Annotated in this window: 25 protein-coding genes; 13 read left to right on the forward strand and 12 right to left on the reverse strand. The window is 69.1% G+C overall.

The window, feature by feature from the left end; genetic code table 11:
- The 4 genes from Q9R26_RS13345 to Q9R26_RS13360 are packed head-to-tail and all read right to left on the reverse strand — an operon-like array spanning nucleotide 1 to nucleotide 2200.
- The gene (locus tag Q9R26_RS13345; RefSeq protein ID WP_071295108.1) at nucleotides 1–276 is read right to left on the reverse strand and encodes a hypothetical protein; all 276 of its coding nucleotides are present in this window, start codon (nucleotides 274–276) and stop codon (nucleotides 1–3) included.
- Complete coding sequence (locus Q9R26_RS13350; RefSeq protein WP_079238241.1) at nucleotides 276–1331, reverse strand: hypothetical protein; 1056 nt, start codon at nucleotides 1329–1331, stop codon at nucleotides 276–278. Before Q9R26_RS13350 ends, Q9R26_RS13345 begins: the two co-directional genes overlap by 1 nt.
- The gene (locus Q9R26_RS13355) at nucleotides 1297–1614 is read right to left on the reverse strand and encodes a hypothetical protein (protein WP_058741009.1); all 318 of its coding nucleotides are present in this window, start codon (nucleotides 1612–1614) and stop codon (nucleotides 1297–1299) included. Before Q9R26_RS13355 ends, Q9R26_RS13350 begins: the two co-directional genes overlap by 35 nt.
- Nucleotides 1607–2200, reverse strand: a complete 594-nt coding sequence (locus Q9R26_RS13360; protein ID WP_079238242.1) for a hypothetical protein — start codon at nucleotides 2198–2200, stop codon at nucleotides 1607–1609. The genes Q9R26_RS13355 and Q9R26_RS13360 overlap by 8 nt, the downstream gene beginning before the upstream one ends.
- A 408-nt stretch (nucleotides 2201–2608) precedes the next feature.
- Here Q9R26_RS13360 and Q9R26_RS13365 point away from each other — a divergent pair, with 408 nt between their 5' ends.
- The 8 genes from Q9R26_RS13365 (at nucleotide 2609) to Q9R26_RS13400 (ending at nucleotide 11671) form a co-directional block, all read left to right on the forward strand.
- Nucleotides 2609–3409, forward strand: a complete 801-nt coding sequence (locus tag Q9R26_RS13365) for a hypothetical protein (RefSeq protein WP_079238243.1) — start codon at nucleotides 2609–2611, stop codon at nucleotides 3407–3409.
- 35 nt (nucleotides 3410–3444) lie between these two features.
- Nucleotides 3445–4002, forward strand: a complete 558-nt coding sequence (locus Q9R26_RS13370) for a hypothetical protein (RefSeq protein WP_311227524.1) — start codon at nucleotides 3445–3447, stop codon at nucleotides 4000–4002.
- Nucleotides 4003–4215: 213 nt separating this feature from the next.
- On the forward strand, nucleotides 4216–5562 hold the full coding sequence (locus tag Q9R26_RS13375; protein ID WP_311227525.1) for a hypothetical protein: 1347 nt from the start codon (nucleotides 4216–4218) through the stop codon (nucleotides 5560–5562).
- Between the two features lie 523 nt (nucleotides 5563–6085).
- Nucleotides 6086–6919, forward strand: a complete 834-nt coding sequence (locus Q9R26_RS13380) for a hypothetical protein (protein ID WP_311227526.1) — start codon at nucleotides 6086–6088, stop codon at nucleotides 6917–6919.
- A gap of 396 nt (nucleotides 6920–7315) precedes the next feature.
- Entirely contained in the window at nucleotides 7316–8353 is a 1038-nt protein-coding gene (locus Q9R26_RS13385; RefSeq protein WP_311227527.1) for a nucleoid-associated protein, read from the forward strand.
- Nucleotides 8354–8361: 8 nt separating this feature from the next.
- Nucleotides 8362–9348, forward strand: coding sequence for a RelA/SpoT domain-containing protein (locus tag Q9R26_RS13390; protein WP_311227528.1), 987 nt, complete (start codon nucleotides 8362–8364; stop codon nucleotides 9346–9348).
- Nucleotides 9349–9956: 608 nt separating this feature from the next.
- Nucleotides 9957–11216: an FAD-dependent monooxygenase gene (locus Q9R26_RS13395; protein ID WP_311227529.1), complete on the forward strand. Its 1260-nt coding sequence runs from the start codon at nucleotides 9957–9959 to the stop codon at nucleotides 11214–11216.
- On the forward strand, nucleotides 11213–11671 hold the full coding sequence (locus tag Q9R26_RS13400) for a MarR family winged helix-turn-helix transcriptional regulator (RefSeq protein ID WP_209133201.1): 459 nt from the start codon (nucleotides 11213–11215) through the stop codon (nucleotides 11669–11671). Before Q9R26_RS13395 ends, Q9R26_RS13400 begins: the two co-directional genes overlap by 4 nt.
- Before the next feature lie 25 nt (nucleotides 11672–11696).
- Here Q9R26_RS13400 and Q9R26_RS13405 read toward each other — a convergent pair whose 3' ends face one another.
- The 4 genes from Q9R26_RS13405 to Q9R26_RS13420 all read right to left on the reverse strand — a co-directional run bounded on the left by Q9R26_RS13405 (nucleotide 11697) and on the right by Q9R26_RS13420 (nucleotide 15661).
- Nucleotides 11697–13163, reverse strand: a complete 1467-nt coding sequence (locus tag Q9R26_RS13405) for an SDR family NAD(P)-dependent oxidoreductase (RefSeq protein ID WP_311227530.1) — start codon at nucleotides 13161–13163, stop codon at nucleotides 11697–11699.
- A 53-nt stretch (nucleotides 13164–13216) separates the two neighbouring features.
- On the reverse strand, nucleotides 13217–13672 hold the full coding sequence (locus tag Q9R26_RS13410; RefSeq protein ID WP_259580498.1) for a GNAT family N-acetyltransferase: 456 nt from the start codon (nucleotides 13670–13672) through the stop codon (nucleotides 13217–13219).
- Nucleotides 13673–13742: 70 nt separating this feature from the next.
- Complete coding sequence (locus tag Q9R26_RS13415) at nucleotides 13743–14720, reverse strand: SDR family NAD(P)-dependent oxidoreductase (RefSeq protein ID WP_311227531.1); 978 nt, start codon at nucleotides 14718–14720, stop codon at nucleotides 13743–13745.
- Nucleotides 14717–15661, reverse strand: coding sequence for a chlorophyllase/cutinase-like alpha/beta fold protein (locus Q9R26_RS13420; RefSeq protein ID WP_311227532.1), 945 nt, complete (start codon nucleotides 15659–15661; stop codon nucleotides 14717–14719). The genes Q9R26_RS13415 and Q9R26_RS13420 overlap by 4 nt, the downstream gene beginning before the upstream one ends.
- A gap of 154 nt (nucleotides 15662–15815) precedes the next feature.
- On the opposite strand from Q9R26_RS13420, the gene Q9R26_RS13425 reads away from it, so the two are divergent.
- Complete coding sequence (locus Q9R26_RS13425; RefSeq protein WP_262137019.1) at nucleotides 15816–16418, forward strand: TetR/AcrR family transcriptional regulator; 603 nt, start codon at nucleotides 15816–15818, stop codon at nucleotides 16416–16418.
- Between the two features lie 156 nt (nucleotides 16419–16574).
- Nucleotides 16575–16868: a hypothetical protein gene (locus Q9R26_RS13430; protein WP_182066184.1), complete on the forward strand. Its 294-nt coding sequence runs from the start codon at nucleotides 16575–16577 to the stop codon at nucleotides 16866–16868.
- 29 nt (nucleotides 16869–16897) lie between these two features.
- Here Q9R26_RS13430 and Q9R26_RS13435 read toward each other — a convergent pair whose 3' ends face one another.
- The gene (locus Q9R26_RS13435; RefSeq protein ID WP_311227533.1) at nucleotides 16898–17230 is read right to left on the reverse strand and encodes a hypothetical protein; all 333 of its coding nucleotides are present in this window, start codon (nucleotides 17228–17230) and stop codon (nucleotides 16898–16900) included.
- A 92-nt stretch (nucleotides 17231–17322) separates the two neighbouring features.
- Here Q9R26_RS13435 and Q9R26_RS13440 point away from each other — a divergent pair, with 92 nt between their 5' ends.
- Nucleotides 17323–18267, forward strand: coding sequence for a serine hydrolase domain-containing protein (locus tag Q9R26_RS13440; RefSeq protein ID WP_311227534.1), 945 nt, complete (start codon nucleotides 17323–17325; stop codon nucleotides 18265–18267).
- Between the two features lie 57 nt (nucleotides 18268–18324).
- Complete coding sequence (gene mtnN / locus Q9R26_RS13445) at nucleotides 18325–19032, forward strand: 5'-methylthioadenosine/S-adenosylhomocysteine nucleosidase (protein ID WP_311227535.1); 708 nt, start codon at nucleotides 18325–18327, stop codon at nucleotides 19030–19032.
- Between the two features lie 113 nt (nucleotides 19033–19145).
- Here mtnN and Q9R26_RS13450 read toward each other — a convergent pair whose 3' ends face one another.
- Nucleotides 19146–19451, reverse strand: coding sequence for a hypothetical protein (locus Q9R26_RS13450; protein WP_311227536.1), 306 nt, complete (start codon nucleotides 19449–19451; stop codon nucleotides 19146–19148).
- Nucleotides 19448–20278 carry a serine hydrolase domain-containing protein gene (locus Q9R26_RS13455; RefSeq protein WP_311227537.1) on the reverse strand — a complete coding sequence of 277 codons (831 nt, stop codon included), beginning with the start codon at nucleotides 20276–20278 and terminating at the stop codon, nucleotides 19448–19450. Before Q9R26_RS13455 ends, Q9R26_RS13450 begins: the two co-directional genes overlap by 4 nt.
- A gap of 234 nt (nucleotides 20279–20512) precedes the next feature.
- Between Q9R26_RS13455 and Q9R26_RS13460 the strand changes: the two genes are divergently transcribed.
- On the forward strand, nucleotides 20513–20668 hold the full coding sequence (locus tag Q9R26_RS13460; RefSeq protein WP_182066189.1) for a hypothetical protein: 156 nt from the start codon (nucleotides 20513–20515) through the stop codon (nucleotides 20666–20668).
- A gap of 54 nt (nucleotides 20669–20722) precedes the next feature.
- Here the strand turns inward: Q9R26_RS13460 and Q9R26_RS13465 are convergent, their stop codons facing one another.
- Complete coding sequence (locus Q9R26_RS13465) at nucleotides 20723–23146, reverse strand: excinuclease ABC subunit UvrA (RefSeq protein ID WP_311227538.1); 2424 nt, start codon at nucleotides 23144–23146, stop codon at nucleotides 20723–20725.
- Nucleotides 23147–23266 lie beyond the last annotated feature (120 nt).

The raw sequence follows: 23266 nt of genomic DNA on the forward strand, positions 1-23266 counted from the left end.
TCAGGGCTGGGGGAAGTCGGCGGGAGTGCGGCCGATGCGTTCGGGCGTGTAGCGGAGGAGGAACCGCATGATGCGTTCCGCCTCGACCATCGCCGGGACCGAACGATCCTGCCCGTCCGGGTCCACGTTGGTGAGCCGGAACCAGGGCGGTTCATCCGTGTGGTCCACCAGGACCGCGGCGGGATTGTCGTCCGGGTGGGTGGGGTCGGTGAACATGACGGAGCCGAAGAATCGGGTGTCGTCGTACGCCAACGTCAGTGACAGCAGTTGCAGCATCAGCCCTCCCTGCCCTCACCGCTGCCGGGGTGCCAGCGAAGGTCATGGGCAAGGTCCGACTTGAAGTGCAGCAGCTGCCGCAGCCCGTTCACCGCATCCGTGTTCGCGGCCACCCAGCTGTCTTCGTAGAGAACGTGCGCGGTGATGAAGTCGTCCGCGCAGCACCCCTCAGCGCCGGTCAGGACGGTGGTGTCCTGCGGGATGACGACCGACACTGTCGCCTCATTCATAGTGGCGGGCTCGTAGCCGAGCGCCTGCATGTCGGGATGCTCGGCGAAGAACGCGGTCAATCGGTCTGGCGGGACGAGTACGCCGGACTGCTGCGCCGCCCACCGGTCCGACATCACCCCACCCAACGCAATCAGCTGGTCCGCCTGCTCGTCGATGGTGGTGTCGCGGCGCCAGCAGGTCCGGATTCCACCGACACCGGGGTAGGCCGCCAGCGCCCAATCGCACAGGGCGGCGCGATCGGCTGCTTCCCACCCGATCGGCGTGAAGAACACGTGTGTCCCGAGAGCAGGCATCGCGGCACGCACAACATCAAGTGGAATGCCGATGCGGTCCGCGATTGACTGAGAACCCCCGCCGTGGATGGCGATGGCGCGGGCGATCGCGAACACGGTCCGCCACCCTGGGGTCGCTTCCCGTTGCATCGACGTGCCGGACAGCTGCCGCCCGTCAGCCCACACCCGCCCGCGTTTCCCGTTCACGACCACCAGGTCGGGGTATCGGCGCACCAGTGACAGCACCCCGCCCTCGGACCCGCCGGGCAGGAGGATCACATCATCCACCCGGCCCTCGCCGCCGTCGCCGTCGGTGACGGTGGTGGTCGGGTCCGGGGTGGCGAGAAGCGCCGTGCGGCCGTCGTCGAATCGGAGCCGGTCGAACGTCTCCACGCGTGCGGTCAGCCCGGCAGCAGCGAGGGCGGTGAGGGTCTCGGTGATGTCGATCGTGTAGCCAAGCCCGAACGGCAGCGACAGCATCGACTGCTCATGCCGGATGGTCCGCACCCACTGCCGGTCAGACATCAGCCGCACCAGCCGCTTCAGGACCACGCCCCACCGCACGAAGCTTCGACAGTGCGTCCATCACTTGAGTCGCTGCCTCACGCAGCGGGTCCGCAGGATCCGACAATGGTGTTCCGTTCAGGAGCGTGAACACCCACCCGTCTTCGCTGGTGCGGACGTTGACGGTCCGCTGCAGGATCTTCGGCCCGGTGGAGTTCGTGAACGTCATTCCGGCCAACGTCGGCCAGATCCCGGCGTCGAACTGCGCCGACAACGACAGCAGCCGCAACGGCACCGGCTCGAATCGCAGCGCCGCCCCACGCTCAGGCATCGCCAGCCAACCGTGGGTCGTCTTCGGAGAGCCGCTCGAGCCCGAGCCCTGATGCGTCGAGGATGGCGTTCTCTGACTCTTCGGTGGCTACGAACGACCCGATTTGCGCGTTGATCGCGACAAGAGTCCCGATCCGACTCCGCGCGTCCAACACGACCGCGGCGACCTCCTCAGCCGTGCAGTCAGACGTGAGCTCCGGCTTCGATGGGTGCAGGGCAGGGAACTCGAGTTGCTGCACCGGCGGGTGCCACTTCACACCGATGCGCAGCACACGGCCGTCGGTGTCGTTGCGGTAGAACATCGACCCGAACGGGTGCCCCATGTCGAGCGTGAGGTCCGCACCGTACAGCGTCCAACCCTTGGCCGCGTAAGCGGGATCCCAACGCTGGACGGTGAGAGCACCGAGCCCCATCTTCAGGCCCGGGATCAGCGCCTGGCCGTCCTGCAGTTCGGCGTAGAGGGCCTGGAGGTTCGGGGGACTCTGGTCGCGCAGGTCCGATAACGGGATGCGCGCCATGCCACGAATCGCGGCGAGCTGCTGACGCTGCTTCGCGGTCAGCGCCGTCTCGTCGGGGCTGCCATTCACGAAGCAGACCCGTCACCGGTCTCGGCAGTCCTCTCGGGACGCCCGGTCGGACTGGTGATGGCACTCCTGGTGTGACTCGCGATGCGACGCATGTTGCGCACGCTACGAGGCCCGCGCCACTCATGGGGCCGTTCGAACGGCGCCGAGTCCACCAGCAGGAAAACCCGTCGCCGCCACGCGCTTCAGCGACTCCTGAGTCCCAGTCCGAACTCCCAGCCCGGACTCCCCACTCCGGGGGTCAGAAAACGCCGAACAGGCAACATTCTGGCCCACGAACGAGGGGCAAAACGGCTCTTAGAGTCCCAAATCAGGTCCGCGAACAGTGTCGGCGCCCCGCTCGCAAGCACGAGCTCGCATAGGGGTGGCGCAAGCGAGCAACCGCCTCGCTCCGACCTGAAGGACACCACCATGGACCGCAACCTCACCATCAGCAACACCCCCATCACGACCTGCACGCAGGCGACGCACCACATCCACAGCGTCGAGGAGCTGCAGCAGCTGCGCATCGCCCTCCGCCGAGCCGGCCGCCGAGGCCGGCAGGAGTTCACCTGCCCGATGATCCGTGCCTGGCGCCGCCAGTTCGTCGACACCTACGCGGTGGACGCCACGTTCACCCCGACCGATGCGTCGCAGTCGGACAAGACGGAGCTGCACCGCAGCCGCGTGCTGGAGGCCGACATCCAGGTCAGCAACGTCCTGGTGCGCTGGCACTGCGACGGATGGCCCGTCGCCACGCCCCGCACCGTGGGGGAGACCAACCTGGACGGAGATGCGCTGCAGCCGGCCCCGACGCCCGCGCCGAACGACCCGAACTGCTTCGGGTACGCGCACCGTGTCCCCGCCGCGATGCTCCCGCCCACCCGCAAGTACGACCACCTCGAGGGTGCCCAGCGGCGCTCCACGCGGAACCTCATCGAGCAGCAGAACGCCGACCAGCAGAGCGTTGACCACTGGGCCACGGACGGGTCTACGCCGCGTCAGTGGAGCTACCTGCCGGGTGTCAGCCAGCGCGTCCAGCTCGACGCGACCCCGTCGCACGCTGCGGACAACCCGACCGGCTCCCGCGAGTCGAACTACAAGCCCGGCTGGTACGACCAGCGACCGGCGACGGCGTTCCGACACGCGCCCTGGGTCATCGAGCTGATCATCATGAAGCGCGACGCGTCCGAGTCTGAGCCGAGCCTCCTCGACCCTGACCTCCTCGACTGAGCCTGTCGCCAGCGACGACCGCCTGCGGTAACGGTGTGGCCGCTGTCGGCCAGCCGCGCCGGGCCGTCGAAGCGCCGCTCACCATTGGTGAGCGGCGCTTCGTCATGCCGGCGAAGCGTTACGGCCCGGTCCTGGTTCCTCCAGCTGAGAGTGCAAGATTGAAAGGAGGAGACGTCTGCTCTTGTGGTGGTCCTCCAGCTGCTGCACCGACCTCGGTTCCAATGGCGGTGAGATCGACCAGAGATCGCCAGCTTGCGACGTCCCGCGTCGAGCGCACTCAGTTGAAGGATCCACCCGCGGCCGGCAGGTCGCTGCCCATCACCCTGACGCAGCATCTCGCTGACATGCTGTGGCTCACCGGCACCACGAGCCCCCGGATCCTCCGGGAGCAGCGAGACCGCTTCGAGAGCGACCCCGCCCTACCTGACCCAAACGACCCGATCTTCGCCCAGTCGTCTATGCGCTGGTGCCGCACCGCCGCCGACGCGGTCCTCCTCCTCGCCTACGAGCAAGCCGCAGGTCATACCGCGACCATGCTCTGGGATCTCGACCAAGACGAGCGCGTCGTCCTCAGCACCCGCGTCCACGAGTAACCGCCAACGACGGACCGGGAAAGGCTGCGCCTCGAACCGTCCCACGCTCGATGAACCCGATTGCCGGTGTGGGCGCGCTGGACCCTGTGCATGCGGCCACTGTCCGGTTGACCGAATGAGCGTTATCGGCTAGTCGCGGACTCCTCGACCCAGCGGATCCACGGACCTCGAGATGTCGGCGGCTCAAAGTACGCTTGCTCGAAAGGGGGGTAATTGCTCACAACCCGCGAAATTGCTTCGCTCATTCTGCTCGGGGCCGCGCTCATCGCGCTGCTTTCCTGGCCCGCGACGCGTAGTGCTCTCCACGAAGGATTGAGTTCGATCGCCCGGGCCTTGCGTTGGAAACTCGTAGTCAGTTTTCTTGCGCTCTTGTGCTGGATCGCGGTCTGCCTCCGCTTAGGCTCGCTCGTTACGTTGTGGGATTCAAGTCTGCTGAAGGACTCGATCATCATTACGCTGACTTTCGCCATCCCGATGATGTTCCGGATACCGAAGGCGGAGACCGGCGGAGCTATTGTGCGCCGGTTGGCGCTCGATGCGCTGGGCTTCGTGGCTCTTCTTGAATTCTACGTGAACGTCGAGCCGTTGCCGTTGGTCGGGGAACTCCTGCTTCAGGTCGTAGCGACCGCTCTGGTCATGCTCAACAGCGTGGCTGCAACAAAGCGGGAATGGGCATCAGTGCGCAAGCTCACTGGCGGCCTGCTTTCGATGATCGGCGTGGGTCTCGTCCTCTGGACCACCGCCGCGGTCCTTCGAGACCGAGACACGCTCGACTGGATCGGCCTCCTCCGTTCCTTCCTACTCGGCGTCTGGCTGCCGGCGCTCCTGCTTCCCTTCTTTTACGTCGCCGCTTTCCTCATGGCGGCCGAGACGCTATTTGTGCGGTTGCGTCTAGTCTCGAGTGTGACGCGATTGCCGATTCGAGTGCGTATTGCCGTATTCATGGGGCTCCGATTGAGCGTGAAGCTCGCTTCGCGATTCATTGGGAGGTACAACCAGGTCGCGGAGTCGCGCTCGTTCCGCGAGACCTCGTCCTTCATGCGCACGTTTCGCCGCGAGGTTCGCAAGCAAGACGAAGTAGAGATTCAGCGCGTCGCGATGCTCGTCGCGAACACGGGGCTTGCCGGTGTGGACGCGAACGGCGCGCAGCTCGACCGGCGAGAGTTTCACGAGACAAAGGAGCGTCTGCGGTGGGTCAGTGTTTGCGAGATGGGACGATACGAAGGAAACGGCCGTCGCTACTGGAGTGATGCGGATGGTCTGACGGACATCATCGTGGATGCCTCGAAGCACGGGCTTCCAGCGGATCACGGCATCACAGTGCAAGCTGCCCCAGACGATCAGCGATGGCGCGCTTGGCGTGTTCTTCCGAGCGGGTGGGTGCTCGCCATCGGCGGTTCAGGTTGGCGGAGCGAGTGGGTCTACACAGGGCCCGCCGCTCCCATCTCCTGGCCGGGGGACGGTGACCAGCGATGGGTGGACGCTATGACGGCGCCAGAGCTTCCGCCCGATTGGAGCCGTTCAGATGCTCCGCCTGTGCGAGCAGCGCCCGCAATCTGACGACGGCGCGCGCTGGAGCGAGATCGAGTCGCTCGTCAATCCGACGCTTACCGCGGTCGAGCGTCGCCGGGTGTCAGAGGCATTCGCGAACCTACGCACGTGACGATCTGCGATCAGGCCTGTTCTGCTCAGTCGACTCCGCCCGGTGAAGGTCCGTGCTTGCAAAGTCATCGTCGGTGCCCTGATTCCTGGTTTGCTTCGGATTCCGCTACGGTCGGCCTGCGTGCTGGTGGGCAGCGCGAAGATTCCATCGCATTACGGGGGATGTATGTCGCAGTCGCCGCTCTTTGAAGCTGTCGCTATCGGTACCTTTGATGCAGCGTGCCTTTGGTTCCTAGCGCTGCTCATTGGATGGTCCGGCGCGCAGTCGGTGGCGGTGCGCCCTACGTTCGGCGAGGAGCGGGCGGGCAGCGCCCGCGTGAGACGCCGGGTCAGGCGACTCGAGCGCCTGCACCGTCGGTACCGGCGTCGTTCGGGAGGTCTGCGGAGAGTTCACGCTGGGGAAAGCCCTCGGCGGGCGTCTGTGGCGTGGGAGCTGTTCGCGCAGCGCTGGTCCGCCGTAGCGGACGCGGCGCACGCGGGGAATCGTCGCTGGTTCAATGCGGCCTGGTGGTGTGGCGGGCTGACAGCGGCCCTCGGTATGACACTTCTTGGGACGAGTTTCATCGGCGCGGTCACGTCGACGCGGCTCTACTGGTGGGTACCCTCATTCCTGTTGATCGGACTGCTGTCAATGGCGGTCACAACGGTGTCCGCTCAGGCCACCGCTTGGACCAGCCGGGCGCCGTTCCCGTGGCGGCTGTACCGCACGATCGCTGCGGCGGAGGCACAGATTTTCCGCGCGCGGTTGCATTGTGAGCACGCTGACACCATCGAGCGGTTCGCGTTGGACGGCACTCGCGACATCGAGCGAGTTCTTCGACACAGATATGGCAGGCGCCTAACCGCAATCTCCGTGCGCACCGCTGCCCGAGCTTGGGATGAGCAAGTCGAAGCACTAGCAGCGATCCGCGCGATGCGGTTACAGAGCGGAAATCAGACTCCAACTCTGACATGGTTCGACAACTATATCGAGACGGTGGTCGCAGCGACGTACGTCGCGGGCCCGATTCGTGTTCACGGTGAAGCGCCGGCACGGCTCCCGCGCGACCGGGTGCAGCTGCCAGCGTTAGCACTGTGGGCGATAACGGCGGGACTCCTCGCCGTGGGCCTCGTTACCTCCCCGGACGCGGCGACCATGCTGAAGGGGGCGGACTGGGAGGGAATCGGTCGCGGAGTGACGATTTTTGGCGGCATCGTGGCAGCCATCGCGACTATCGTTGGTCTGTTCCGTCGGCGAACGGCCAGCAACGTTTGAAGCGTCCGCAGCGCGAGCACGTTCGTCCTCGGCGGCGGCACGCCGTTCAGACCGATTCGAGCCTTGCTTCCCGGCGCGCGTTCACCTGAACTTCTACGTGTGGCGGCTTGTCGCGCGGCCGCCGCGATGGGGCTTCTCGAACGCGACGTCTGGCCGCACGGAGCGTGATGGACCCGGCTTCGGGTATTCGCGAAGGCGGAGAAGTGAGTGTTTCGGTGCCGTCTGAATCGTCTTCAGCCAGGGCCACACGATCGGCCGGCACAGAGAGCGGCTCGGTCCGCCGGGACGAACTGGACCGGCTGAGGCCCCGATGGGCGATGCGTCAGGAGTGCCGAGGCAAAGCGCCGTAAAGCTGCCATATCATCAACTTTGAACTGTCCCAGGGAAGGGTGCTCTATGGCCGGGTTTGAACCCATCACGCTGAACTCGACGATGTTGCATGAACTACCACGGGGGCGGTTCCGAGAAGGCGAACCCGGTGTCGTCTGGTCTGCCGCTCCGACGCCCCTCAATTCGGACACCGATCGCTTCGTTCGTGAGGAGATGCTCGCGCCAGCGCTCGGCAACAACGCTCGCTCGATCGTCGAGGGTCACTACGACAGCCCCGTACCGGACCTTGTCCGCCAGGTGCTGGAGGACGACACCCTCCTCGCCGAGAACTCTCGCGAGATCGCTGATTGGTTGCACCGCACTCAAACCGGCGGGAGTCCAGCCGGCGTCTTCATGGCCTCGCTCGCCACAGTCTCCTCCGGACAGCGCTTCGTGATCTTGAAGGCGGAGCATCAGGAAGGCGTTCGGCTTCGTCATGAGATGTCACAGGGAGCGGCGGTTTTCGAGGTCGAGCACCTGACGGAACTGATCATGGGACAGAACTCGCGGGTGTATAAAATTGCGTTCTTCCACCTTGACCACGATCGGAAGGTTCGCGGTTTGATGGTCGACAAGCAGAACGGAGCGTCTTTCGCTGACTACTTCCTCCAGCGTTTTCTCGGTTGCGACCTCACCCATCGTGCCGAAGTGCAAATGAAGGAATTCGTGGATGCTCTAGAGGCACTGGTCAATCGAGCCGACCTCCCAGCCGAAAAGCGGATGCGATACGGAACCGCCGCCGTTGCGGTGCTTGAATCCCCAGCGCAGACCATAAGCCCGGCTCAGTTCATCAGCTCGTTCTTGGATGCGGAGGACAGAGACGCGTTCGCCGCCACTCTGCCGTCCCAAGTCGCCTCGACGACTTTTGCGAAGGACACTCGCCTAGTCAAGGCACAGATTGGAGGCCTTCGGCTGAAAACGTCGACCGGTGTCACTCTTAGCGCCTCGTCAGAGGCCCTGGAGAATGGGACGATCACTACGGAGAACGATTCCGATCTCGGGCCGCGGATCATTGTCAAAGGCGAGCTGGACGATTACAGCTTCCGTCGCCCTCCGAGCCGCTGATCACGCCCGTGATTGAACAGCAGGGAAACGAAGACATTGCTTCCATTTACAGGGACTCGCAGGAGACCTTGGAGCTCGCAAAGGCTGCGTACGAGCGCACTGCGCGTAGCTTGATTCCCAGCGAGGTGCTGGACGCAGTTGTCTCATCGCGCGTGAAGGACATCAGAAGCCTCGTCGTGAAGGCGCGGGGCAGCGGGGGTGCCCCGCGTAGCTGGGCCTCGATTACGGACAAGGTGGGAGTGCGAATCGTCACGTCCACGCGTGCCGACGTTCGTGCGGTTGATCGTGCACTCGCGGCCGGGCCCTGGGACTTGGTTGAACGTGACGTCAAGTCAGGTGATGCGGAGCGCTTGTACTACTCGGGGACGCACTTCCTCGTGTCGTCGAACCTGTTCAGCGACAGCACCGGAGGCAAAGTGCTCGCCGAGATCCAAATACGGACCCGTGCGGAAGACGCCTGGTCAGTGGTGTCGCACAAGCTGCTCTACAAGGGGCTCGTCGAACCACCCAAGCGGATGCGACGTGTCATCGCCCGACTGACGGTGCTGGTAGAGATGTTTGACGACGACGTGCAGCGGATGTTTCGGAAGCGCCGCAAGCAGGCGGCATACCGCCCAGCTCGGTTCTACGAGCTACTCGAAGGCATGTACGAGGGGCTCGTTGGAGAGTATGGCGTGCCGCCAGCTGACCTCGAACTCGCCGCCGTGCTGTTCGCTCTGTATCTCGACGTTGATCCTCGGGAAGCAGCGGATCAGGTTCGAGCCTTCGTCGCGTCGGAGAGGGAGCGGCTCGAGTCGCTCCTGGCGGAAAGGTCTCCTAGGCGGCAGGACTACCTGGACAGTAGAGACTGGCTGTTCAACCTGCCGGAGGTACTGGCAGTCCTCGAACGCGCGGTCGCTGCGCCGTACGCTCTCGCTGACGTCATGCGCGACACTGAGTACCAGGGAATCGTCCGGCGCACGTGTGCTGCCTACGGCGTGACCCTGCCGGAGTGAGCCAAGGCCGAGGGCCCGTGGAACAGATCCCCGAAACCCGTGGAACGCCGGTCGTTCTGGGATCCGCGATCCGCGCCACCACTGGCATCCGCGAATAAGCCGAACACCTCGCGGGCGGGGAAGCGGGCTCCTCTGTCGCCGTGGGAGCAGAAGGGGTGCGCGCAGTGTCGATCTCGGAAGACTTCCACCGCTGGGGTTCGCTCCTGATGGCGCAGCTCGAGGCCGACGCCGTGACCACCGAGCTGCGGCGCTCCCCCGAGGACCGGGACAACCGAAGCACCCACCTGTTGGTGGAGTCCGATCTGGTCGCCTACGACTTGCTCGTACGGGATTCGGGCGACGCCGAGCTCATGGTGTCCGACGAGCGGGGAACCGTTCCGACGCACCTCGACATCGGGGGGGGACCTGTCGGCTCGTGCACTCTTCGAAGGATTCGTCGATGGCGCGTCGAGGGTCACGGGGCGGCAGCTCCAAGCCTGAGGATGCGGTCGGCCCCCGTCTCGAGGTGACGTCTCCCAGGTCAATTGTCTTCTCTGCGAAGAGATATCACAGTGAAGGTATGCTCGTCATCGGGCGGTACTTGCCGCCCCACGAGCAGAGGACCACTCATGGCGACCACGCCACACCACCGCCCGCGCGTCCTGATCACCGGAGCGAGCATCGCCGGCCCTGCACTCGCGTGTGGACTCGACCGCTCGGGGTTCGACGTCACACTGCTCGAGCGGTCACCGGAGCAGCGGACCACCGGCCAGAACATCGACGTCCGGGGCCTCGGGCGTGAGGTCCTCGAGCGGATGGGCCTGCGCGGGACCGTCATGCGGCACCTCACCGGCGAAGCGGGTACCCGGTACGTGGACGAGCACGGCACCCCGTACGCCACGTTCCCGAAGGCCGAGGGGCAGGACGGCCCGACCGCCGAGATCGAGATCCTGCGCGGGACGTTCGCCGGGATCCTCGTCGATGCGTTGCCGGACACGATCGAGCGCCGCTACGGGGACTTCATCACCGGGGCCGAGCAGGACGACACCGGGGTGGACGTCCGGTACGACAGCGGCGCTCCGGAGCGGTTCGACCTGGTCGTCGTCGCCGAGGGCAGGAGCTCGCGGAGCCGCCGGATCCTGTTCGCCGACGAGACCGAGTACCGCGACTTCGGTGTCAGCATCACGTACGGCACCATCGAGCGGATCAGCAGCGACACCGACCACTGGGACTGGTACACGGCACCGCGTGGACGTGTGGCGTCGATCCGCCCGGACAACGAGGGGACGATCCGGGCGAGCATGTCGTTCGAGTCGGAGCCGATGGGCTTCGAGCAGCTCCCCGTCGACGTGCAGCTGCGGATCCTGCGCGAGCGCTTCCGGGGAGCGGGGTGGCAGACCGAGCGGATCCTCGACGGGTTCACCGAGCGGCCCGACGAGTTCTACACGCAGCGGATGGAGCAGGTCGTCGTGTCGCGGTGGAGCAAGGGCCGGATCGCCCTGCTCGGTGACGCTGCCTGGGGCTCCGGGCCGACCGGCATGGGCACCACACTGTCTCTGGTCGGCGCACACATCCTGGCCGGGGAACTGGCACGGACGATCGAGCCCGGCACGGGCTTCGCGATCGCGGACGCCTTCGTGCGCTACGAGGACCTGCTCCGCGGGTACGCCGACAGCGCCCAGGGCCTGCCCCGCGGCGGTGCACGCCTGCTGCACCCGTCGTCGACGGCCGGAGTCCGCGCGATGCGGACGGTGTTCCGGGTTGCGTCCCTCGGTCCGGTCCGCGGTTTCGCCCAGAAGTACCTGCTGACGAGCGAGAAGCACGTCCCCGTCCTGCCGCACTACCCGACACTGCAGGGGGCACCGAACGCGGGAGAATCGGTCGCATGACCGACCTGCGCTCCCAGACCCTCGAGGCGCTCCGCCACTACGCCGTCCGGTACCAGGAGTCGGCGTTGCACTTCGCGGCGTGGATGGAGCTGCCGACGTCGGACGGCGTCGCGCTGGGGGAGATCCTCTGGGCCGAGAACGAGGGCGAGCCGATGACCGGCACGCGTCTCGCCCGGCGGATCGGGATGACCTCGGGTGCGGCGAACGCGTTGGTCAACCGACTCGAGGAGCGCGGGTTGATCGAGCGGAGCCGTGAGAGCACGGACCGCCGGATCGTTACCCTCCGCGTCACCGAGCTGACCCGAGAGCGCAGTAGCGGGTTCCTCGGGGCTCGCGCCGCAGAACTGGACGCGGCGCTCGCTTCGTACGACGACGCAACGCTGACGGTGGTGCGGGACTTCCTGCTGCGGTTCGCCGCGGTCCTGCCGCAGGAGACGGCCGCGCCCGAGCGCTGACGGGACCGGTCCGGTCAGCCGCCCGTCACCACGAACTGGGCGCGTAGTCCTTCAGGAAGACGCCGAACACGTCCTCGCCCGCTTCGCCCCGGACGATCGGGTCGTAGACACGGGCCGCCCCGTCGACCAGGTCGAGCGGCGCGTGGAAGCCCTCTTCCGCGAGCCGGACCTTCGTGGGGTGCGGCCGTTCGTCGGTGATCCAGCCGGTGTCGACGCTCGTCATCAGGATGTCGTCGGTCTCGAACATCTCCTGTGCACTCGTGCGGGTGAGCATGTTCACGGCGGCCTTCGCCATGTTCGTGTGCGGGTGTCCCGGCCCCTTGTAGGCGCGGCCGAACACGCCTTCCATGGCACTGACGTTCACCACGTAGGTGCGGCGTCCCGTGCTCGCGGCCATCGCGGGGCGGAGCTTCGAGATCAGGATGAACGGTGCCGTGGTGTTGGCCAGCTGGACCTCGAGCATCTCGAGCGGGTCGACCTCGTCGACGGCTTGCGTCCACGAGTTCTCGTCGTGCAGGTCGGGGACCAGGCCGCCGGCGTCGATCGCGGTGCCCAGGGCGAGCCGTTCGAGCGAGCTCGATCCCGGTGCCATCGCCTGTTCCGTCAGTTCGTCGGCTCGGGCAGCGGCGGCAGCGAGGATCGGGTGCGCGGCCACCGAGCGGGCGAGCGCCAGCGGGTGCTGGTCGTTCGTGTGCCCGAAGGTCACGAGTTCGGGCAGCGGACCGTCGGGCAACGGCGCGAGTTCCGCGTCGACCAGCGGCTGGTAGGCCCCGCGCGATCGTCGCACGGTCTGCGTGGCGTTGTTGATCAGGATGTCGAGGGGACCGGATGCGGCGACGTCCTCGGCGAGTCCGATCACCTGCGCGGGGTCGCGCAGGTCGATGCCGACGACCTTCAACCGGTCCATCCAGTCGGCGGCGTCGGGCAGGCTCGCGAACCGGCGTACGGCGTCGCGGGGGAACCGCGTGGTGATGGTGGTGTGGGCGCCGTCGCGCAGCAGCCGGAGGGCGATGTACATGCCGATCTTCGCGCGGCCGCCGGTGAGCAGCGCCCGCTTGCCGGTCAGGTCCGTCCGGGCGTCGCGCTTCGCGTGGCTCATGCGGGCGCACGCCGGGCAGAGCTGGTGGTAGAACGCGTCGACGACCGTGTAGTGCTGCTTGCACATGTAGCAGGGCCGCGATTTCAGCAGCGTGCCGGCGGTCGTCGACGCGGTCGAGGCGCTGATCGGGACGCCGCGGGTCTCGTCGTCGATCCGGTCGGCGGCACCTGTGGCGGTGGCGGCGATCACCCGGCGGTCGGCCTCGGCGATGACGCTGCGCTTCTCGAGACGGTGCGCACGCTTGACCGCCTTGAACATCTTCGCGGTGGCCTGGCGGACCCGGATGAAGTCCGGATGCGTCTCGTCGATCGACGGCAGCTGCTCGAGCACCCGGAGCGCGACGCTCAGGTCGTCGGGGTCGATGCCGCTGGGTTCGGGGTGCTCGGAGCTCACACGCGATCCTACGTCGGGACCGAGGGCCGATCAGACGAGCTGCTGCGCGCCGATCAGACGAGCTGCCGCTCCATGCAGACGCTCGTCGGGTCGTCGACGTACGGGCCGAACCGCGGGATGTCCGCGTACCCGGCCTTCCGGTACAGCGCGATGGCCGCGGCCTGCGGCAGGCCGGTCTCGAGCCGGACGGTCCCGATGCCGACCGCACGGGCGCGGTCGTGCAGGGCGTCGAGCAGCCGCGTCCCCACGCCGAGCCCGCGCGCGGCGTCGCTCACGAACATGCGTTTGACCTCGCCGGTGCCGTCACCGGCGTCGACGAGCGCCACCGTGCCGAGGGCGGTACCGTCCTCGCGCGCCACCAGGAACGTGACGTCGGGCCGGTCCAGGTCGTCGACGTCCAGGGCGTGGTAGTTCTCGGCCGCGTAGAGGCTCAGTCCGTAGTCGTCGCCCTGCTGCAGCAGGTGCAGGACGTCGTCCTGCCGGGGGCTCTCGATCCGCACGGTCAGCACCGTCACACAGTAGCGAGGACGACGAGGACGACGAGGACGATGAGCAGACGAGGCCCCCGGCCGACCACGATCAGGCCAGGAGTCCCTCGCTGACCTCCCACAGTCGCCGGGCATCGTCGGCGTCGAGCATCGCCGAGTTCGCGTCCGACGGGATGCGGTCCGCGGTGAGGGGTAGGACCCGGTCGTCGATCACGGCGACGTCGCTGTCCTTCAGGTAGACCCCGCCGACGCCGTCGAGCAGCGGGCTCGCGGCACCGAACACGAGCGTCGCTGCGCCCTGCTCGACGGTCTTCTTGCCGACCTCGGGGTCGATGACGGTCACCCCGTGGTCGTCGACCAGCCCCTGCTCGCGGTACGACGCGAGCACCGTCGGGTCGTGGGGGCCGGGCCCGATGATGACGCCCGGGTGCGCGGCGAAGGCACGGATGCCCTGGTCGGCGTACCGGCTGTCGAGCTCCACCGTGAACAGGACGTTCGCCCGCTTCGACTGCCCGTAGGCGGTGACCGGGTCGTACCCGCGGGCGAACGTCAGGTCGTCCCACCGGATCTCGCCGAACCGGGCAGCGCCGGAGGTGACGGTCAGGACCCGCGCACCACGGGCCTCCAGGAGGGCGGGGAGGAGCGCCCGCGTGAGCTGGAAGTGCCCGAGGTGCGTCGTCGAGAACGCCAGCTCGTTGCCGCGCCCGTCGAGCCGGCGGTCCGGGGTGAAGAGCATCGCGGCACTGTTCACGAGGATGTGCAGCGGGCGGCCGGAGGCCGACCAGCGCGTGGCGAAGGCATCGACCGACGCCGGGTCGGTGAGGTCGAGGGCCTCGACGTGGATGCCCGGGATGTCGGCGACGGCTGCCGATGCCCGGTCGACGTCACGGGACGCGACGGTGACGTCGGCGCCGACCGCCGCGAGGGCGCGGCTGGTCTCGCGTCCGAGCCGGCTGTGTCCGCCGGTCACGACGACGTTCCGGCCGGTCAGGTCGACGCCGTGCAGGACGTCGGCGGCGGTGGAAGCGGCGGTGAACGGAGTGGGCAGGGGGTGCTGGTCGGTGATCACGAGTGGTGCTCCTTCGATTCGATGTGGCCGACGGCGGCAGCAGAGCCGACGGCGGCAGCAGAGCCGACGGCGTCGGCGATCGCCGACCACGCGTCGGGGTCGAGGCCGAGCTCGGTGCGGAGGAACGCCGTCGTGGTGCGGCGGACGAGGTCCACACGCTCGGGGCTCTCGTCCGTGGTGGCGGTCGACTCGTAGTCCTGGATCCCGCCGAGCAGGTGCTCCCCGCCGTGGACGGTCACCAGGTGCCGCGCACCGGGGCTCAGGTGGTAGACGTCGGTGAACCAGTCCGGGCCTCGCGTCGAGAGCTGGGACTGGTCGTGATCGCCGGCGACGACGAGCGACGGGGTGTGCAGTCGGCTGAAGTCGGGGCTCATGAACGCGAAGTGCTCCTGCGCGAACGGCACGAGGTCGCCGCGCGCGATCCCCGTGGTGGACAGCAGGACCCCGGCACGCAGGCGGTGGTCGGTGCGGTCCTCACCCGGCCGTCCGTCGGCGTCCAGGACGCGGGCCCCGAGCAGCATGCCCACGGACTGTCCGCCCCACGAGTGTCCGACCGCCGCGATGCGCGCGGTGTCGACGCGTCCGGTGAGGCCGGGGACCGCGTCGATGATCTGGTCGAGGTCGTCGAGCACCCACTCGAGGTCGTCGACCCGTGTCTGCCAGATGGTCGGGTACCGCGGGTCGTCGAGCGTCAGTCCGTAGGCCTTCGCGTCGAGGAACGTCGGCTGGACGACGACGAAGCCGTTCGCGGTCCAGTGGTCGACCAGCGGGTCGCCGCCGGTCATGGACTGGCCGAAGCCGTGGGCGAAGACGATGACGGGCAGGTCCGTGCCGGTCGTCGGTGCGGTGATGCGGACCTCGAGGTCCTGACCGCGTGTAGGGGCCGAGAGCGTGACGGGGCGCACGCTGATGACCTGCGGTCGAGGTGCTGTGGGTGCCATGGGGGCCTTTCCTGAAAGCGGTGTCGCCCTCGGACGGAGCGACTGTCACTCGAAACGGAGCGACGTTCCGGAACGATACGGAACAACGATCCGGATTGCAAGAGAAAGCGGATCGCTGTTCCGCATCGCGTCGGTGGCGTGCGATGATCGATGCATGAGCACCCCGTCGACCGACCCCGTGCCGCGTCGCCGTCGCGACGTCGAGCGCAACGAGCGCACGATCCTCGACGCCGCTGCCGCGGTCTTCACGGCCTCGGGCGTCGGAGCACCGGTGCGCGAGGTCGCCGCCGCCGCCGGTGTCGGGGTGGGCACGCTCTACCGGCACTTCCCGACCCGTTCGGACCTGGTCGTCGCCGTCTACCGGCACCAGATCGAGGCCCTGGTCGACGCGGGGCCGGCGCTGCTCGACTCCGAGCCGACACCGTTCGCCGCCCTGCTGCGCTGGGTGCACCAGTTCGTCGACTTCCTCGGAACCAAGCACGGTCTGGCGCGCGTCTGGGAGGGCGACGCCGACGGGTTCACGGCGCTGCACACCCTGTTCGTCGACGAGCTCGTGCCCGTGCTCGGACGGCTGCTCGACGCCGCGCGGGAGTCCGGTGAGGTGGCAGCGCCGACCCCGCCCTACCAGCTGCTCCGGGCCGTCGGCGACCTGGTGGCGTGGAGCCCCGAGGACCCCGACTACGACGTCCGGACGATCGTGACGCTCCTGGTCACCGGGCTGCGGCAGGCGCAGCCGACGGCGACCGACAGCGCGTAGCCGGCCACGCGCACTGGTCGTGACCGGCGTCGGACTGGAGGCGCGGGGCGGGCCCGTGACGCGCCTCCCGTCCGTCGTCGCTGCCGCCTCGGGCCGCACCGGCGCCCGTGCCGCCCGGGCCGGGACCTACGATCGTTCCGACGAAGGGGGACCACCATGACGGAACCGGCGGACTGGGAGACCGAGGGGGCCAGGGCCCGTCCGGCTCGTCCTGGTGACCACGAACCGGTGCCGACCGCGCTGCGGGCCGTGACGATCATCGGGGTGTTGTTCCTGATCGCCGCGGGGTGCGTGTTCGTCGCGTCGGCGTTCCTCCCCGCGTCCGACGAGACGGCCGTGCCGGACGGCCTTCGGATGCTGATGGCGACGGTCGTGTCGGTCGGGATCGCCGCGGTCGGTGTGGTCGCCCTGCTGCTCCGACTCGTCGCCGGGGTGCTCGTCCGGCGCTGAGGTGCTGGGGCGCTCAGTCGCGCGGGCGCTCAGCCCGCCGGCGTCGAGTACAGGACCGCCAGGGTCGCCACCAGGCCGACGGCCACGATGCCGAGGTCGAGTGCGGCCAGGGTGACGAGTCGTGCACGTCGTGGACGGATGGCCGCCCGCACCACGACCATCGCCACGAACAACGCGACGACGAGCACCAGCGCCGGCCAGCCGATCGCGGGCGCTCGGATCGCCATAAGCACCATCACCGCGGCGACGATGACGGCCGTGACGGCTCCCCACACGAGCCAGTTCGAGCCCGACGCCGTCCGGAGTGCGGGCTGGTCGCCGACGCGGGTGGGATCGGGGCGGCGGGGCTGTTCGTCGGACACGAGCCGGACGCTACGCGGCGGCCCCTGCCCGTGCCCGCAGCCGCTGGGGCACGAAGGGGCACGCACGCCGCTCGGGCACGAGAGGATGGGGTGTGCACACCGCCGCGACCATCCTCGACGCCGTCGTCCGGCACATCGACGCGACGGGGTTCGCCGCACACGGCATCCACGTGCGCACGCGGACCGCGGCTCCGGGCACCGGCTGCACCGCCGACGACGTCGCCGAGCACCACTGGACCCCCGACGTCCGCCGCGAGGTCCACTCCGCCGCGAAGGGCGTCTGCGTCCTGGCCACCGGCATCGCGGCCGACGACGGCCTGGTCGACCTCGACGAACCGCTCGCGACGTCCCTGGTCGGCAGCGGCCTCGCGCTCGGCCCCGGCGTCGACCGGGTCACCCTCCGGCACCTGCTCACCATGACGAGTGGCATCGACATGCCGTGGTCGGCCTCCGAGCTGACGGACTGGCCGGACCTGGCCGCCGAGTTCCTGCGGAGACCGTGCCGCGGCCGGGTGTTCCAGTACGCGAACGCCAGCACCTACACCGCGATGCGCGTGCTCGAGACCCGGGTCGGTGACGTCGGCGCGTTCGTCACCGAGCGGCTGTTCGCCCCGCTCGGCATCCAGGACGTCGAGTGGCAACGCTGCCCGAACGGGTTCGTCGCCGGCGGCGAGGGGCTGGCACTCCGCACCGAGGAGCTCGCCCGCATCGGACGCCTGATCCGCGACCGCGGGGTCGTCGACGGACAGCGGATCGTCGGCGCGCGGTGGTGCGACGCGATGCACACCGACTGGGTGGAGCGAGAGGGCACCGGCCCCGGCTACGAGCGGTACGCGATGGCCGGGTGGGGTGGCCCCGGCCGACTCTGGCGGCTGCACGGCGCGTACGGCCAGATGCTGCTGTTCGACGAGCCCGCGGCGAACTCCGACTCCGGCACCGGCACCGTCGTCACCATCACCGCCGACGACCACTTCGGCGCCGACGCGCTCGCCGCCTTCGTCGCCGACGAGCTGGCCCGCCAGGACCCCCGCCGGTAGCGACCGCGACGACCCGACCTGCACGTCCGCGCGCGCCCGGCGTGGGAGGATCGGTCAGTGCAGCAGCAACCCGTCGCGATCATCATCGCGGCCATGAGCGAAGAGGTATCGGCCTTCGCCGACCTCTTCGGCGGTGTCCCCGTCCTCGACGGCCCCGTCGGTGGCCACGACCCGCACCAGCTGCTCGACATCGGCGGCGCCACGGTCGTCGTGCGCCGCAGCGGCATCGGCTTCACGAACGCCACGGCCGCCGTCGCCCACGGCTTCCACGACTTCGGCCCGGGCATCCCGGTCATCAGCGTCGGGACCGCCGGCGGGCTCATGCACGGCGTCGCCATCGGTAACGTCGTGGTCGGTGACCGGTACGTCAACCTCAACGCCGACGCCACCGCGTTCGGCTACGCCCTGGGCCAGGTCCCCGGCATGCCGACCGGCTACGCGCCGGACGCCCGGCTCGTCGAGCTGGCGATGGGCGCCGAGATCGCGTGGCCGCTGCGGTCGGCGACGATCGGCTCGAGCGAGGTCTTCGTGACCGAGGGCCGTGCCCGCGCACTCCGGGTCGCGTTCCCCGAGGTGGCTGCGGTCGACATGGAGTCGGCAGCGATCGCGCAGTTCGCCCACGTGCACGACATGCCGTTCGTGTCGGTCCGGTGCATCAGCGACCTCTGCGCGCCGGACGGCGCCGAGTTCCGCGAGCACCTGGACGACGCGGCGGCGCGCGCAGCGCGCGTGGTCCACGACCTGGTGCTCGGCCTGCGTTCCTGAGCCCGCCCCGCTCTCCGGCCTGGAGGCGCGACTCGCCGCCGCCGGTCTGCCGACGGTGATCCGGGCCTCCCGTCCGTCCCCGCCTGGTCGCGTACGTCCGCCCACCCGCTCCGTCAGCGCTCGACGACGCGCCACTCGCTGACGAACGTCGTGACGTCCTTCTCGTCCAGGTCTCGTTCCACGGTCTCGAGGAGTCGCTCGGCCTGATCCGCGTCTCCGGCTCGTGTCCGGAGGACCTCCGCGCCGTCGTCACGACGGCGGACGACCAGGTCGAAGCTCGGCAGGAAGTCCTCACCCGCGCCGCCCATCGCGCCCAGAGCCAATGCCGCCGTCGTCCGGGCCAGACGCTTCAACGAGTTCTGCCGGGAGCCCTCCACGGCCGCCTGCAGCACATCGCCGGCTCGCGTGCCGTCGTTCACGCGACGATCCCAACGGCACGGAGCCGACGGACGGCGAGCCGGTCCGCGGCTCCGGGTGCTGCGCCGAGGGCGTGCGACGCGATCGTGACGTCACCGTGCCGGAGCAGGCAGACGCCGGCGTCCCGTGTCTGCCCGCTGTGCCAGATCAGCCCGTCGCGGTGCTCCCACGCCAGGAAGTCCGGCTCGATGCGTCCGATCCCCACGCCGAGCCGCAGGAGGTCGGACATGGTCGACCAGATCCCGCCGGCCGGTGCGTAGGGACCTGATCCGATGGTCCAGGGTTCACGGGGGCGACCCCGCCACGATCGCAGCAGCGTTCGTCGCTCGGGTGCCGGGTCGAGGGTGGCGCTGGTGATGCCGAGCGGAGCCAGGACCGTCCGCTCGACGACCGTGAACCATGCGTCGCGCGTGACGTGCTCGAGCAGCCGACCGAGCACCGCGTAGCCGAGGTTGGAGTAGTCCCGCTCACCCGGTGTGGTCGCGGTCTGCCGCAGCGCACGCGTGACGTCCGCCTCGGACACGGTCGCGTACGGGTCGCCGACGATCCCGGCCGACATGCCCTGGTGCACACGGGGCAGGCCCGAGCGGTGTCGGATCAGGTCGTCGACCGTGTAGGTGGCGTCGTCGGGGACGTCCGGTACCAGGTCGCGTGCGGGGGTGTCCCGTGGGATGTCCCGTTCAGCGAGGACGGCGAGCACGGCGGCGGCGGTCACGGTCTTCGTGACGCTCGCCCACTCCACCAGCGCGCCCGCTTCGTAGCGATCGCCGAGGTCGGCGGTGACGTCGCCCCCCACGTCGGTGATCACGGCTCGGTTCGCAGCGGTCACGCTCGTCCTCCTGATCGGGTCGGAGCCTCCATGATCGCAGCCGGTCATGCGGGGATCCGCGTTCGGGGCGTGCGAGACCCCAGGTGCCGGAGGGGCGCGTTCCGGCTCGCTGCACGGCCGGAATTGCGTTCCACGGACGTTCCGGGACCGATCGCGAACTCGGCGCCGCGCCGCTCGCTAGCCTCCATTCCGGGGGGCCAAGGAACCACGGCCAATCACACAGGGAGATCAGCCATGAGCGCCTACACGAGCGACGAGAACGTCGAACCCGCACGCATCAACACCTTCAAGCGCATCCGCAAGCAGTGGCGTCGGACGGGTGAGGTCGGCTACACCCACAGCGGCAGCGACTTCTTCCGTGACGACGCCCCCGAAGCGGTCGAGCGGTAACCAGCGGCAGCCACGGAGTGCCCGCCAGGAGCGATCCTGGCGGGCACTCCTGCGTCATCGACCGAGCTGGTCCCGCAGGTAGGGCGCGGTCCGGCTGGCGGTCGAGGCGGCGACCTCGGCAGGCGTACCGGAGGCGACGACCCGGCCGCCGGCATCGCCGCCCGAGGGACCCATGTCGATGACGTGGTCGGCGCTCGCGACGACGTCCATCGCGTGCTCGACCACGACGACGGTGTTGCCGGCGTCGGTCAGGCGGGCGAGCTGGGCGGTCAGCAGCTCGACATCGGCCGGGTGCAGGCCGGTGGTGGGCTCGTCGAGCAGGTACAGGGTGTGGCCGGTCCGTGCGCGCTGCAGCTCCGTCGCGAGCTTGATGCGCTGCGCCTCACCGCCGGACAGCTCCGGAGCGGGCTGCCCGAGCCGCAGGTAGCCGAGGCCGACCTCGCGGAGGGTCTCCAGTCCGCGCCCGGCTGCGGGCAGGGGCGCCAGGAACGGTGCGGCTTCGTCGACGGTCATACCGAGGACGTCGGCGATGGACGCCCCGTTCCACCGGACCTCGAGCGTCTCGGCGGTGTAGCGGGAGCCGTGGCACTCGGGGCACGGTGCCCAGCTGCCCGGCAGGAAGAGGAGTTCGACGGACACCGATCCCTCGCCCTGGCAGACCTCGCACCGGCCGCCGGCGACGTTGAACGAGAACCGTCCGGCGGTCCAGCCCCGGGCCTTCGCCTCGTCGGTCTGGGCGAACGCGGCTCGGACCGCGTCGAACAGGCCGGTGTAGGTGGCGAGGTTCGAGCGGGGCGTCCGGCCGATCGGCTTCTGGTCGACCTGCACGACGCGGTCGACGAGTGGGTGCGACGTCGCGACGCCGGGCAGCACGCCGCCGACGAGCGACGACTTGCCGGACCCGCTGACCCCGGTGACCGCGGTGAGGACACCGAGCGGCAGGTCGACGTCGAGCCCTCGCAGGTTGTGCAGGGTGAGGTCGCGGAGCTCGAGCGTGCCGATGGGGGTCCGCACGGCTCGGTCGGCGGTCGGCTGCCGGGGCTCCAAGAAGCGCCGGGTGACCGACGCCTCGACCTCGGCCAGGCCGGCGACCGGTCCGCTGTACAGGACGGTGCCGCCGCCGGTGCCCGCGCGGGGGCCGACGTCGACGATCCAGTCGGCTCGGCGCACGATGCTCATGTCGTGTTCGACGACGAAGACGCTGTTGCCGCCGGCGCGGAGGTCGTCCAGGACGTCGACGAGTGACTCGGCATCGGCGGGGTGCAGCCCGGCGCTCGGTTCGTCGAGCACGTAGACGACGCCGAACAGGCCGGAGCGCAGCTGCGTCGCGATCCGCAGCCGCTGGCTCTCGCCGGGGGAGAGCGTCGGGGTGGCGCGGTCGAGCGCAAGGTACCCGAGACCCAGGCCGACCAGGACCTCGACGCGCGTGAGCAGGTCGCGGGAGATCGCCACGGCGACCTCGGTGTGCTCGCCGGACGATGCCCGCGACGTCGCCGCTGCCGCGTCCGTGATCGCGGCGATCGGGCGCAGGACGTCGGCCAGGCCGGTCAGCGGCAGCGCGTTCAGCTCGGCGATCGAGTGGCCGCCGATCGTGACGGCGAGGGCTGCTCGGGTCAGGCCGGTGCCGCCGCAGAGCGCGCACGGGCCGGACTCGACGAACTGCAGCACCTTCCCGCGCTGGGTCTCGCTCTGCGAGTCGGCGAGGGTGTGCAGCACGAACTGGCGAGCGCTCCAGAACCGGCCCTTGTAGGGCTTCGCCACGCGGTCGCGCTTCGGCTGCACCTGCACGACGGGCTGCTCCTCGGTGAAGAGCAGCCAGTCGCGGTCCTCCCGGGACAGCTCGTGCCACGGGCGGTCGATGTCGTAGCCGAGCACGGCGGTGACGTCGCGCAGGTTCTTGCCCTGCCACGCTCCGGGCCAGGCGGTGATCGCGCCGTCGCGGATGCTCAGCGACGGATCGTGCACGGCCGATGCCTCGGTGACCTCGTGCGCGGTCCCGATGCCGTGGCACCGGGGGCAGGCACCGGCGACGGTGTTCGGTGAGAACGAGTCCGACTCGAGCCGGTCGGCGCCGGACGGGTAGGTGCCGGCACGCGAGTAGAGCATGCGCATCGAGTTCGACAGCGTGGTCATGGTGCCGACGGTGGAGCGGGAGCTCGGGGCGCCGCGACGCTGCTGCAGGGCGACGGCGGGCGGCAGCCCGGTGATCGAGTCGACGTGCGGGGTGGACCCCTGCGCGATCAGCCGCCGCGCGTACGGGGCGACGGACTCCAGGAACCGGCGCTGGGCCTCGGCGAAGACGGTGCCGAAGGCGAGTGAGGACTTGCCGGAGCCGGAGACGCCGGTGAACGCGACGATCCGGTCGCGGGGGATGTCCACGTCGACGTCGCGCAAGTTGTTCTCACGGGCACCTCGGACGCGGATGAAGTCGTCCGGCCCGGGTCGGTCGTCGGTCTGGGTCGAGCGGGGAGCGGGCATTCGCTCGATCGTAGGCTCGGCCACTGGGAGGAGCAGTACCGTCGGCGGAACCGTGAACGACGAAGAGCCGCTCCGCCCTGATCGGCGGAGCGACTCTTCGTGTCGTGCGGTGGTGCGGTA

This window comes from Curtobacterium sp. BRB10 (assembly GCF_031844325.1).
GTDB classification, from domain to species: Bacteria; Actinomycetota; Actinomycetes; order Actinomycetales; family Microbacteriaceae; genus Curtobacterium; species Curtobacterium poinsettiae_A.